The 13918-nt window shown below is 39.3% G+C and carries 7 protein-coding genes and 1 pseudogene; 7 read left to right on the top strand and 1 reads right to left on the bottom strand.

From position 1 onward, the window contains the following. Positions 1–123: 123 nt before the first annotated feature. A pseudogene (gene msrB / locus ACFO3G_RS05630) lies at positions 124–564 on the bottom strand (peptide-methionine (R)-S-oxide reductase MsrB); the annotation flags it as partial. Positions 565–909: 345 nt separating this feature from the next. On the opposite strand from msrB, the gene ACFO3G_RS05625 reads away from it, so the two are divergent. The 7 genes from ACFO3G_RS05625 to miaA all read left to right on the top strand — a co-directional run bounded on the left by ACFO3G_RS05625 (position 910) and on the right by miaA (position 13798). Further along, positions 910–2538: a CTP synthase gene (locus tag ACFO3G_RS05625; RefSeq protein WP_380078800.1), complete on the top strand. Its 1629-nt coding sequence runs from the start codon at positions 910–912 to the stop codon at positions 2536–2538. A gap of 21 nt (positions 2539–2559) precedes the next feature. Continuing rightward, the gene (gene yidC, locus ACFO3G_RS05620) at positions 2560–4455 is read left to right on the top strand and encodes a membrane protein insertase YidC (protein WP_380078798.1); all 1896 of its coding nucleotides are present in this window, start codon (positions 2560–2562) and stop codon (positions 4453–4455) included. Between the two features lie 75 nt (positions 4456–4530). Continuing rightward, a complete protein-coding gene (locus tag ACFO3G_RS05615; protein WP_380078796.1) occupies positions 4531–6423 on the top strand; it encodes an amidophosphoribosyltransferase in 1893 nt (630 codons plus the stop codon). Positions 6424–6482: 59 nt separating this feature from the next. Then, positions 6483–7565: a glutamine-hydrolyzing carbamoyl-phosphate synthase small subunit gene (gene carA / locus ACFO3G_RS05610; RefSeq protein WP_380078794.1), complete on the top strand. Its 1083-nt coding sequence runs from the start codon at positions 6483–6485 to the stop codon at positions 7563–7565. 17 nt (positions 7566–7582) lie between these two features. Next, positions 7583–10810, top strand: a complete 3228-nt coding sequence (gene carB, locus ACFO3G_RS05605; protein WP_380078792.1) for a carbamoyl-phosphate synthase (glutamine-hydrolyzing) large subunit — start codon at positions 7583–7585, stop codon at positions 10808–10810. Positions 10811–11300: 490 nt separating this feature from the next. Next, positions 11301–12800: an IMP dehydrogenase gene (locus ACFO3G_RS05600; RefSeq protein ID WP_380078790.1), complete on the top strand. Its 1500-nt coding sequence runs from the start codon at positions 11301–11303 to the stop codon at positions 12798–12800. Positions 12801–12841: 41 nt separating this feature from the next. Beyond that, positions 12842–13798, top strand: a complete 957-nt coding sequence (gene miaA, locus ACFO3G_RS05595; RefSeq protein WP_380078788.1) for a tRNA (adenosine(37)-N6)-dimethylallyltransferase MiaA — start codon at positions 12842–12844, stop codon at positions 13796–13798. Positions 13799–13918 lie beyond the last annotated feature (120 nt).

Below are 13918 nucleotides of genomic sequence, written 5' to 3'. Positions count from 1 at the left end.
TTGTTCCATAACTTTAATTGTTTGATAATCATAAAGTTACAAATAATAAATCAACTAACCTACTGATATTCAATATATTAATGCCTTATATAAGATTGTTTTTCAATTAAATTTAAACAGCTTCTAATTCTCTACCATAGGAATATACGCTTCGTACCCTTCGGTCTGCATTTTTTCTTTGGGGATAAATCGTAGCGAGGCACTATTAATGCAGTATCTCAGTCCACCCTTTTCTGAAGGTCCATCCTGAAAGACATGACCTAAATGGCTGTTTCCTATCCTACTTCTAACTTCTACCCGCGTTATACCCATTGAGTTGTCTTCTTGTTCATTGACACAGTGATCCGAAATAGGTTTTGTAAATGCTGGCCATCCACATCCGGAATTATATTTATCCTTGGAAGAGAAAAGAGGTTCACCTGTCGTTATATCCACATAAATACCCGGTCTAAATTCATCGTTGTAAACATTGTTGTATGGAAATTCGGTCGCTCCATGCTGTGTTACTTCAAATTGAATAGCGGTGAGTCTTTTCTTTAGCTCATCTTTCTGAGGTTTAATATATCTCCTATGATCTTGAAGTTTCATCTGAATTACAAATATTGTTTCTCAAATAACATTTCTATTCCCCATGAGGTTTAGTTAAAGTCATATTTGTGAGAAATCCGAACCGAATTTGGAATCTGGTTCGAATGATTGCCAAACAATCACAACAGCTTATCAATCGTAAAGAAACAAATCCATGCAAGTCTTATTCTTTGATTAATAAACTGTTATAAAGAATAATCGTTCGCAAGTAACTTAAAGTGTTTCCAGATGCTTACTTTTGATTACCTTTGCACAAATATAATTACGTTCTCAAAGGTGTGTGCAGGACGTAAAGATGAAGTAAATATAAATGTATTAATCATGGCATATTCAACAGCAACTGACACAAAGTATATTTTTGTAACAGGTGGTGTCGTATCATCACTTGGCAAAGGGATTGTAGCTGCCTCTTTGGGCAAGCTGCTTCAGTCCAGAGGATATAGGGTGACCATTCAAAAGTTTGATCCTTATATCAACATTGACCCCGGTACACTTAACCCTTACGAACATGGTGAATGTTATGTGACTGTAGATGGTCATGAAGCTGATTTGGATTTAGGTCATTATGAGCGTTTCTTAAACATTACGACTACACGTGCCAACAATATCACAACCGGCCGAATTTATCAGAATGTTATCAATAAAGAACGTAAAGGTGATTATCTTGGCAAGACAGTACAGGTTGTACCCCATATAACGGATGAGATCAAAAGAAATGTCAAACTTCTGGGTCAGAAGAAGAACTTTGATTTTGTAATAACCGAAATCGGGGGTGTCGTTGGAGATATCGAATCCTTACCTTTCCTCGAAAGTGTGAGACAGCTCAAATGGGAATTGGGTAAGAATTGCATTTGTGTACATCTTACTTATGTGCCATATATTGCTGCTGCAGGAGAAGTCAAGACTAAGCCAACACAGCATTCCGTTAAGCAACTGCAAGAAGTCGGTATTCAGCCGGATATTCTTGTCTTGCGTACAGAGCATGTACTGAATGAAGAGATTCTCGAGAAAGTGGCTCTATTTTGCAACGTCAACGAAAAGTCTGTTGTGCAATGTATTGACTTACCAACGATTTATGAAGTACCTCTAATGCTTCAACGTCAAAAGCTTGATGAGCGTATATTGGAAAAGGTTGGACTTGAAATTGGTCCGACACCCGATCTCAAAGGTTGGCAAGATTTTTTGGATCTCAAGAATAATGCCAAAGACGAGGTTAAAATCGCTTTGGTTGGTAAATATGTTGAGTTGCAAGACGCATATAAATCTATTGACGAATCTCTTTTGCAAGCAGCTATTTATAACAAGAGAAAGCTCAATTTGAAATTGGTTCATAGTGAAGAGGTCACGGAAGACAATGTCGAAAGTTTCTTAGCTGATGCTGATGGAGTCCTCATTGCTCCGGGATTTGGATCTCGTGGTATTGATGGCAAACTCATAGCTTGCCAATACACAAGAACCCATAAAATTCCGACACTTGGTATTTGTCTTGGTATGCAATGTATGGTTATCGAATTTGCCAGAAATGTACTTGGCTTAAAAGATGCTCATAGTTCAGAGATTTCGCATACAACGACCAATAAGGTTATTGACCTTATGGATGATCAAAAAAGTGTAACGGAGTTAGGAGGTTCGATGCGTTTGGGTGCTTATGACTGTATTCTCAAACCGGGTAGCAAGTTGGCAAAGGCCTACGGAAAAGATTTTATAAGTGAGCGTCACAGACATCGTTTCGAATTTAATAGTAAATATAGAAGCGCATTCGAGGCTGCGGGTATGCCTTGCGTGGGAGAAAATCCGGATACCGGCTTAGTTGAAGCTGTCGAGCTTGAAGATCACCCATGGTACATTGGAGTACAGTATCATCCTGAATACCAAAGCACTGTACTCAACCCCAACCCTCTGTTTTTGAATTTTATCAAAGCGTCTATTGACGAGAGTAAAAAGAAATAAATTAATCTACTTTTAGACTGAATGGATAAGAACACACTTTGGGGCCTGATTATAATAGGTGTTGTCATTTTAGGCTTCTCCTATTTTAATCAGCCGTCCCCTGAGCAAAGAAAAGCTGCTTTTGAGCAAGCACAGCGAGTTGCAAAAGAACAGGCCGAGCAGGTACAAAAAGATAGTGCTACTGCAATGCCACAACAAAATGCAGAGCTTCCTGACTCTCTAAAGTCGGTGGCAGCATTCGAAAGATATGGTATTTTGTCCGGAGCTTCTGTTGGTCAAAGTCAAGAAATCACTCTTAAAAACGATCTTCTTTCTTTGAGATTTGACACTAAGGGCGGTATGCCGATTGAGGCTCAACTCCTAAAATATAAGGCTCAAGAGGACAAACCTCTCTATTATTTTACTCCAAAGAATGTATCGTTCAATTTGCCGTTAATGACTGTAGACAATCGTGTAGTTGGTACAGACGAACTTTACTTTGAGCCAATCAATCAAACTGACAGTACCCTTACGATGCGCCTCAATGTCGATAGCTCATGTTATCTTGACATTGCATATCTTCTACCAAAGAACGATTATAGGTTAAGGATGTCTATATTCGGCAAAAACCTCAACAAACTTTTCCCTGCTAATATGACTATGCAGGATATCGAATGGAGTCAAAAACTTCGCAGACAAGAAAAGTCTTGGAAATTTGAGAATCAATACTCTACCATATATTATAAGGAGAAAGGTGGTGGCGTAGAAAAGCTTTCGGAGACTAAACAACAAGTCACAGAAAGCGTAAAGAATCCTGTTCGTTGGTTTGCATTAAAAGATAAATATTTCAGTGCAGTATTGATTGGTCTTAATACCTCTTTTGAAGATAATTCATACGAGACAAAGACCATGAAAGAGGACAGTGAGTACACAAAAGACTGCGTGGCAAAAGGTCGTTTTTCTTTTAATGTAAAGCCTGATACAAAAGCAGATTTCATACTCTATGTTGGACCAAATGACTATGAATTGCTTAAATCTTACGATAAGCAGGTAAAAGAGCATCTGGGCGAAAGTTTAGACCTTCAACAATTGGTATATCTTGGAGCGAGTGTTTTCCGATGGATCAATGAATATATGATTATCCCGACAGTAGAATTCTTAAATGGATTCATCTCCAATTGGGGTATCATTATCCTGATCCTTACAATACTCATTAAGTTGCTACTCTCTCCTCTTACATACAAGAGCTATCTCTCTCAAGCAAAGATGAGAGTCCTTAAGCCACAAGTAGAAGCAATCAATGCCAAATATCCCGGCAAAGATCAAGATGCAATGCTTAAGAGAAATCAAGAAACGATGGCACTTTACAAAGCTGCCGGTGCCAACCCCATGAGTGGTTGTTTGCCGATGCTCTTTCAGATGCCTTTCCTCATAGCAATGTATATGTACTTCCCTACATCAGTATTATTGAGAGGAGAAAGTTTCTTGTGGGTAAAAGACTTGTCAACATATGACCCTATTATCACATGGTCTGCCAATATTCCGGTAATTAACTGGATATTTGGTGATCATATCTCTCTCTTCTGCTTATTGTGGGCCGTTACAAATATTATTTATTCGAGGTACACCATGAGTCAGAGTTCTACGGGACAACAGCAAATGGCCGGTATGAAGTGGATGCCATACATTATGACAATCATGTTCTTGGTATTCTTCAATTCCAATTCGTCCGGTCTTTGTTACTACTATTTCTTGTCTACATTGATTACTATTCTTCAATATTTATTCTTCCGATTCTTTATCAATGAAGAAAAGCTTCTTAAGAAGATGGAGGAAAACAAAAAGAAACCTCAAAAGAAGAGTAAGTGGATGCAACGGATGGAAGAGCTCCAAAAGCAGCAACGCGAAATGCAAAGACAACAAAATAAACGAAGATAATGCCTGCGGGCTGCGTCAGGATGAGCAATTGACTTTCTGATGCAGCCCGCAAGTCCATTATAATACTCAACAACAATGGAACCATTAAAACATGAATGTGGCGTAGCGGTTGTTAGACTTAGAAAACCGCTTTCATACTATCACGAGAGATATGGCACATGGGAGTATGGCTTAAATAAGCTGTATCTCATGATGGAAAAGCAACATAACAGAGGTCAAGAAGGGGCCGGTATTGCTGTAGTCAAACTCCATAGCAGACCCGGAGAAGAATATTTGTACAGAGAAAGGGCTGAAGGTAATAATGCAATTGTGGAGATTTTTGACGCTGTAGGAAAGCAAGTCAAGGAATATTCAGAAGAAGAGATTGCAGATCCGGTATTTGCTGAGCAGTTTATTCCATTTGCAGGAGAATGCTATATGGGTCATCTACGCTATAGCACTACGGGAAAAAGTGGGTTGACCTATGTGCACCCCATGGTCAGAAGATCGAACTGGAGAGCAAAATGTCTTGCTATCTGTGGCAACTTTAACCTTACAAATGTCAAAGCCATCTTTGATGAAATCACATCCAAAGGCCAGCATCCAAGACTGACCAGTGATACCCATATCCTGATTGAGCAGATAGGACATAAGCTTGATAGAGAGGTTGAACGGCTATATCGTATAGCTAAAAATGAGCATAACTACCAAGGAATGGATATTACCAATTTTATTGAAGCTCATATAGACATTAAGAATGTCCTTAAAAAGGCATCACCTCTTTGGGATGGTGGATATGTAATGTGTGGTTTGACCGGAAGTGGAGAGCAATATGCAATGCGTGACCCCAATGGTATTAGGCCGGCATTCTATTATATTGACGACGAAATAATCGTTTTAGCTTCTGAGCGTCCGGTTATTCAAACTGTAATGAATGTACCATCAGAAAATATTACAGAATTGAAGCAAGGAGAAGCTCTACTGATCAATCAGGAAGGAAATCCACGAATCGAACAAATCTTGGAACCCAAAGAAAATAAAGCATGCTCCTTTGAACGTATATATTTTTCGAGAGGAAGTGATTGCGATATTTACAAAGAACGTAAAGCTTTGGGGCATCTTCTTTCGAAAGATATTCTTGAAGCTATCAATTATGATGTAGACAACTCCGTTTTTTCATTTATACCTAATACGGCTGAAGTTGCATATTACGGAATGTTGGAGGGCATGAGAGAATATCTGAAAGCAGAAAAAGTAAGAGATATTCTTGCTTTGAAAGACAAGAATGCCGACTCTATTCAAAAAATTCTGACAAGAAGTATACGTACCGAAAAGGTGGCAATCAAAGATATTAAACTTCGCACATTTATTACAGAAGGTAAATCAAGGGAAGATCTTGCAGCCCATGTATATGATATCACATACGGAAGTGTCAGACCATTTGTAGACAATCTAATCGTAATCGATGATAGTATCGTCCGCGGTACCACATTAAAACAAAGCATCTTAAGGATATTGGATAGACTTCATCCCAAAAAGATTGTTGTTGTATCTTCTTCTCCACAGATTAGATATCCGGATTATTACGGAATAGATATGAGTAGGATGAGTGAGTTTACAGCATTTAAGGCAACGGTAGCTCTTCTTGAAGACAGAGGTATGACAAACCTTATGCATGAAGCTTATGAAGAGGCAATAAGACTGAGGCAAAAGCCACTTACTGAATTTGTTCCAAATGTGGTAAAAACTCTCTACAAACCTTTTACAGCTAAGGAAATTTCGGCCAAGATTGTCGAATTACTCCGACCGGAAGAGGTACGTACAGATATTGAGCTTGTTTACCAAAGTATAGAAGGATTGCACAAAGCTATTCCTAATAATCCCGGAGACTGGTACTTTACCGGTGACTATCCTACTCCCGGAGGATCTCATCTTGTCAATGAAGCTTACATCTCTTATTTTGAGGAATACATTAAAATTCACAAATAAGAGTATCATTAGACATGTTCCAGTCCAAATTAATAAACATTTAACCAATCTATAATAAAATGCAACCAAGACGTAAAGCTACACTTACACTTGAAGACGGAAGCTGCTTCCATGGCTATACCTTTGGCTATGACGAAGAGGCTACAACCGGCGAGGTCGTGTTTAATACCGCTATGAATGGTTACAACGAGAGTCTTTCAGATCCAAGTTATGCACACCAAATTATGGTAATGACATATCCTCATGTTGGCAACTATGGTGTTCCTCCAAGGGATAAAGACAGTAATGGATTGTCTAAATTTCTCGAGAGTGACCATATACATATGCATGCAATTGTTGTCTCAGACTACTCTTATGCTTATAGCCACTGGAATGCTGTACAAAGCCTTGACAGCTGGCTAAAAGAAGAAAAAGTAATGGGTCTCACCGGTATTGACACAAGAGCACTTACCAAGGTATTACGAGAGAGAGGCTCCATGAAAGGTGTGATTGTGCCGGAAGGAGTAAAAGAAGTTCCGGCCTTCAAAGACTATAATAAGATTAATATTGTAGCTGAAAAATCGCCCAAGGAGGTCCTCACATATGGCAATGGCAAAAAGAAAGTTGTGCTGGTAGACTGTGGAGCCAAACTAAATATTGTACGTAATCTAATTACTCCTGATACGACTTTGATTCGTGTTCCTTGGGATTATGACTTTACTAAAATTGATTATGATGGCCTTTTCATCAGTAATGGCCCTGGCGATCCTACTATGTGCCATGAGACGATTCATCACTTGCGTGAAGCTTTCAATATAGGCAAACCTATTGCCGGTACATGTCTTGGTAATCAACTAATGGCTCTTGCAAGTGGTGCAAAGATTTTTAAACTCAAATACGGTCATAGAAGCCACAATCAACCTGTACGTAGAGTAGGAACAAACAGTTGCTTCATAACAAGTCAAAATCATAGCTTCTGTGTAGACTCCTCCACTCTATCAGATGAATGGAATGAACTATATGTCAATCTAAATGATGGCACTAACGAAGGACTCATTCATAAAGAGAAACCGTTTTTCTCAGTACAGTTCCATCCGGAAGCTTGTGGAGGTCCAACTGATACGCTCTTTATTTTTGATGAGTTTATACGCTCAATTAAGTAACCTTAAAATTGAACAAAATGATAGACAAGAATAAAATAAAGAAAGTCATTCTTTTAGGTAGCGGGGCTTTGAAGATTGGTGAAGCCGGAGAGTTTGACTATTCCGGATCGCAAGCACTTAAAGCAGTAAGGGAAGAAGGTATTGAAACAGTCCTTGTCAATCCAAATATTGCCACAGTACAAACTTCAGAAGGTATTGCAGACAAGATTTACTTTTTGCCTGTTACTCCATTTTTTGTTGAAAAAGTTATTGAGAAGGAGCGCCCACAAGGTATCTTGCTGGCTTTTGGCGGTCAGACGGCACTCAACTGTGGTGTAGCTCTTCACCAATCAGGTATTTTAGAAAAATACAATGTCCAAGTCTTGGGGACTCCTGTCGAAGCCATTATGCAGACAGAAGATAGAGAGCTCTTTGTTGATAAACTGAATGAGATTGATGTCAATACAATCAAAAGCCATGCAGTGGAGAACATTGAAGATGCCAAGAAAGCAGCGTCGGAACTGGGATATCCGGTTATTATACGTGCAGCTTATGCATTAGGTGGTCTTGGGAGCGGTTTTTGTGATAATGAGAAAGAACTTATTACCCTTTGCGAAAAGGCCTTTAGTTTTAGCCCTCAAGTATTGGTTGAAAAGAGTCTTAAAGGATGGAAAGAGGTTGAATACGAAGTTGTTAGAGACCGTTTCAATAATTGTATTACTGTTTGTAACATGGAGAATTTCGACCCTCTGGGCATCCATACGGGTGAGAGTATCGTAATTGCTCCTTCTCAAACATTGACAAATAGCGAGTATCACAAACTTCGTGAATTATCAATTCGTATCATAAGGCATATAGGTATTGTCGGAGAGTGTAACGTGCAATATGCTTTGGATCCAAAAAGCGAAGACTATAGAGTCATCGAAGTAAATGCCCGTCTTAGCCGATCTTCTGCTCTTGCGTCGAAAGCTACCGGTTATCCTTTGGCGTTTGTGGCTGCAAAGCTTGGCCTTGGATATGGTTTGTTTGACATAAAGAATAGTGTTACTCGTACTACCCCGGCCTTCTTTGAGCCGGCTCTTGATTATGTGGTATGTAAAATACCTCGTTGGGACTTAGGAAAATTCCATGGTGTGTCAAGAGAGTTAGGATCTTCTATGAAATCTGTAGGAGAAGTGATGGCAATCGGCAGAAACTTTGAGGAGGCAATCCAAAAGGGACTTCGTATGATTGGTCAAGGGATGCACGGCTTTGTTGAGAACAGAGAATTGGTAATCTCTGATATTGATGGAGCTCTTCATGCACCTACAGACAGTCGCATCTTCGTCATTTCTAAGGCCTTTAGACAAGGTTATACGGTAGATCAGATACATGACCTCACAAAGATTGATAAATGGTTTCTCGAGAAACTCCGAAATATTGTATCTATAGCCGAAGAGTTGGAGACACATGAGGATATAGAAAAGGTTCCTGAAGAGTTGCTTAAATATTCCAAGCAGATTGGATTTTCTGACTTCCAGATTGCACGTGCTGTACTTAATCCGGAAGCTAAAGACATGATTAAGTCAAGCGATATAGTCAGATCAAGAAGAAAAGAACTCGGTATAGTCCCCGTAATTAAAAGGATCGATACCCTGGCTGCAGAATACCCGGCAAACACCAATTATCTATACCTTACCTACAATGGTACAACCCATGACGTCGAATGCGAAAATGACCATAACTCTGTAGTAGTACTTGGATCCGGAGCGTATCGTATTGGTAGCTCAGTAGAGTTTGACTGGTGCGGTGTCAATGCTTTGAATACAATTCGTAAGCATGGATGGAGATCGGTAATGATCAATTACAATCCGGAGACAGTAAGTACCGACTATGACATTACAGACAGGCTCTATTTTGATGAACTTACTTTCGAACGTGTAATGGATATCTTAGAGCTCGAAAAACCCCAAGGTGTCATTGTCTCTACAGGTGGTCAGATACCGAATAATTTGGCAGTAAGATTGGACAACGAACATATCAACATTCTTGGGACAAGCGCCAAAAGCATTGATAACGCCGAAGACAGACACAAGTTTTCTGCTATGTGTGACCGCCTTGGTATTGACCAACCCAAATGGAGGGAACTAACTTCTATGGATGATATCAAAGAGTTTATATCAGAAGTTGGATTCCCGGTACTTGTTCGTCCAAGCTATGTACTTTCCGGGGCTGCAATGAATGTTTGTTCAAATGAAGAGGAGCTTTATAAATTTTTGGAACTGGCAGCAAATGTATCAAAGCTTCATCCGGTCGTAGTGAGCCAATTCATAGAAGGAGCGAAAGAGATCGAGATGGATGCTGTGGCAAAGAATGGAGAAATTATTGCCTATGCCATCAGTGAGCACATCGAATTTGCAGGTGTTCACTCGGGAGATGCCACCATTCAATTCCCGGCTCAAAAGCTTTATGTAGAAACAGTAAGACGTATCAAACGCATCTCTCGTAAGATTGCAGAGGCTCTAAACATCAGCGGTCCTTTTAATATCCAATACTTAGCCAAAGGCAATGCGATCAAAGTTATCGAATGTAATCTGAGAGCGTCAAGATCTTTCCCGTTTGTATCCAAAGTTTTAAAGATCAACTTTATAGATCTTGCAACTCGGATTATGCTCAACTTGCCGGTTGAAAAACCAAGCAAGAATGAATTTGATCTTGATTATGTTGGTATTAAGGCCTCTCAGTTCTCTTTCACAAGACTGCAGAAAGCAGATCCGGTGTTGGGAGTTGATATGACATCAACCGGTGAAGTAGGTTGTATAGCTGACGATATTGACGATGCAATTCTTAAATCTATGCTTTCAGTTGGATATAGAATACCCAAAAAGAAAGTCTTACTATCAACCGGAGGATACAAGTCAAAGGTTCAGTTGATGGAGGCATCCCAACTACTCGTTAGCAATGGATATGAGCTTTATGCTACTGATGGAACTCATAGATTCTTAAAGGAAAATGGAATCCCATCTACCCGAGTATATTGGCCAAGTGAGAAAGGGCAACCACAAGCGCTCGATTTGTTGCATAATAAGGAAATTGAATTGGTAGTCAATATCAACAAAAATCTTACAGCCGGAGAACTTACCAATGGTTATAAACTTCGTAGAGCAGCAATAGATTTGAATATTCCTTTGATTACAAATGCGAGATTGGCTGATGCCTTTATAGGAGCCTTCTGCAGGGTTAATCCGGAAGATATAAAGATTAAAAGTTGGAACGAATATCAATAATTATTCTATAATAAGGACCCTCATTCGCATGTTAAATCCGATTGAGGGTCTTTTCGTCTATTGATTGGTTTTGATTGTTTTAGTAACGAATTGCTACTCTATGCGAATAAATCATTAACTGACTTAAACCCAAAAGATCAAGCTGGCTATGTAACTATTCATATGTAATGTGATAAGCCAAGAGAGCTAAGGACTTTTGAACGGCTAACAATAAGACTATCCTATAGAAGGCAATATCCATAAATGTTTTATTCAATTCTTTCTGCTTCGAATAAAAACTCTATCTTTGCAGATTAAATACGCTTCATAGATCTTTTCTATGGATTGGTTGTGCATTCAAGATCCATATGAGGAAAGGCTATTACATCGTAAAAGATTTAAAGCAACAGCTCACAAGTTGTATGAATGGTTAGAATCTCCGGCAAGTTGACAAAGATTGCAGCTTTTCTCTATTCAACGATTCGAACAACTTCTTAATATTCTAAAGATTATGGCAATACTAGTAAATGAAGTTTCGCACACATTTGGCGAATACCTGTTTATCCCGGGTTTGACAACAACTCAATGTACACCGGACAATGTATCACTTCAAACACCACTCGTTAAGTATCGCCGTGGTGAAGAAGAGCCTCGTTTCCACCTGAATATACCTTTTGTGTCGGCTATTATGCAGTCTGTATCTAACGACACCTTAGCTATCGAATTGGCTAGAAATGGTGGTATGTCATTCATTTTTGGCTCACAAAAAATCGAATCACAGGCCGAGATGGTCAAAAAAGTAAAGAAGTTTAAGGCAGGTTTTGTCACTTCTGATTCCAATCTTACACCAGAACATACGATACAAGATGTCCTTAATTTGGTCAAAGCAACAGGTCATTCAACCGTTTGCATTACAGAAGATGGCACACCAAGCGGTAAACTTTTGGGGATTGTGACAAGTCGTGATTATCGCCTGAGTACAGACCCTCTGGACAAAAAAATCAAAGAATTTATGACCCCTTTTGACAAGCTTATTTGTGGCAATGTCGGTATTACCTTAAGTGAGGCTAATAATATCATTTGGGATCATAAATTAAATACATTACCTATCATTGACGACAACCAGAATCTTAGGTACATGGTCTTTAGAAAAGACTATGATAGCCATAAATTAAACCCACTCGAATTGTCTGATCCTAAAGATAAAAAACTCCTTGTAGGCGCAGGTATCAATACTCGCGATTACAAAGAACGTGTTCCTGCTTTGGTTGAAGCCGGAGTCGATGTGCTTTGTATTGATTCAAGCGATGGTTATTCTGAATGGCAACTGCAAACTATCAAATGGATCAAAGAGAATTACGGTGACCGCGTACCTGTTGGAGCAGGTAATGTTGTAGATGGAGAAGGATTTAGATACCTCGTTGATGCCGGAGCTGATTTTATCAAAGTTGGTATTGGTGGTGGTTCGATTTGCATCACAAGAGAACAAAAAGGTATTGGACGTGGTCAGGCAACCTCTGTGATTGATGTTGCAAAAGCTCGTGATGAATATTTTAGAGAGACCGGTATCTATGTACCTATCTGTAGTGATGGTGGTATTGTACATGACTATCATATGACTTTAGCCATTGCTATGGGGGCAGACTTCCTTATGATGGGTAGATATTTTGCGCGCTTTGATGAATCTCCAACAAAAAAGATGAAACTTGGCAACAATATTGTCAAAGAATATTGGGGAGAAGGTTCATTCCGTGCCAAAAACTGGCAACGCTATGACAGTGGAGGTCAAGAACATCTAAAGTTTGAAGAAGGTGTAGATAGTTATGTACCTTATGCAGGTAAAATGAAAGATAACCTTGACACAACTTTAGGTAAGATGAAGGCTACAATGTGTAGCTGTGGCATGATTACGATACCCGAACTTCAGAAAAAAGCCAAGATTACTCTTGTTTCGAGCACCAGTATTGTAGAAGGTGGAGCACATGATGTTATCCTAAAAGAAAGAGGATAATTGAGTGTTGGTATTATCATATCTTAAGGGAGCATTGTTTTATGTGTAATCAAACCCTCATAAAGGGCGGAGCACAAAGCGATGCTCCCTCTTTTATTACAATTCTTGGCCCCACAGCTTCGGGAAAAACAGGACTTGCCACAAAGGTGGCTTATCATCTTGATGCAGAAATAATAAGTGCTGATTCGAGACAAGTATATAAAGGAATGGACCTCGGAACCGGCAAAGACCTTGATGAATATGTTGTGGAAGGATCGAAAATACCATTCCATCTGATTGATATTCACCCTGCAGGGTTCAAATACAATCTTTTTAATTACCAACATGACTTCCACAAGGTTTATGAAAATATTATTTCTCGTGGTAAATTACCTCTACTATGCGGTGGTACAGGGCTCTATATAGAGTCTGTATTAAAAGGTTATCATCTACCGGATGTGCCTAAAAATCCAACTTTAAGAGCAAAACTTGAGGGGAAAGATATTGAAACACTCAAAGAAATTTTAACTTCTTACGGTCCACTACATAACAAAACCGATGTGGATAGCTGTCAAAGAGCAATCCGTGCCATCGAAATTGCAGACTTCATAAAGGCCCAAAAAGAAAAGCAACCGGACTTTACAGAATATCCTCCTCTTAACAGTCTTATTATAGGAACAAAACTTGATCGTGATATCAGAAGGAAAAGAATCTCTATCCGACTTGATCAAAGGCTCCAAGAAGGAATGTTACAAGAGGTGCAAAACCTTCTGGATAGTGGTATTGCACCAGAAGACCTCATCTATTATGGATTGGAATACAAATTCTTAACATTGCATCTAATTGGACGATTGTCATTTGAAGAGATGCATGATCAATTAGAAACAGCCATTCATCAGTTTGCAAAAAGGCAGATGACATGGTTTCGGGGTATGGAAAGAAGAGGCTTAAAAATTCACTGGGTAGATGTAACAATGCCTATAGAACAACAAGTCGAAGAGGTCCTGCAACTTTGGTAGTATCCCAAAAAGTGTGTAAAGGAGGTTTATCTTTGAGTCAAAATTAATCATTTCATTTCATTGTTTTGTTCATCCGTCAGGCGGACATGAAAAACACCGGGGGGATTGGCGTCCGCCCGG

Origin of the sequence: Falsiporphyromonas endometrii, assembly GCF_042654485.1 — a bacterium.
Classification (GTDB): domain Bacteria; phylum Bacteroidota; class Bacteroidia; order Bacteroidales; family Porphyromonadaceae; genus Porphyromonas; species Porphyromonas endometrii.
The sequence above is the reverse complement of the archived record's forward strand: the minus strand, read 5'-3'. Positions and strand labels throughout refer to the sequence as shown.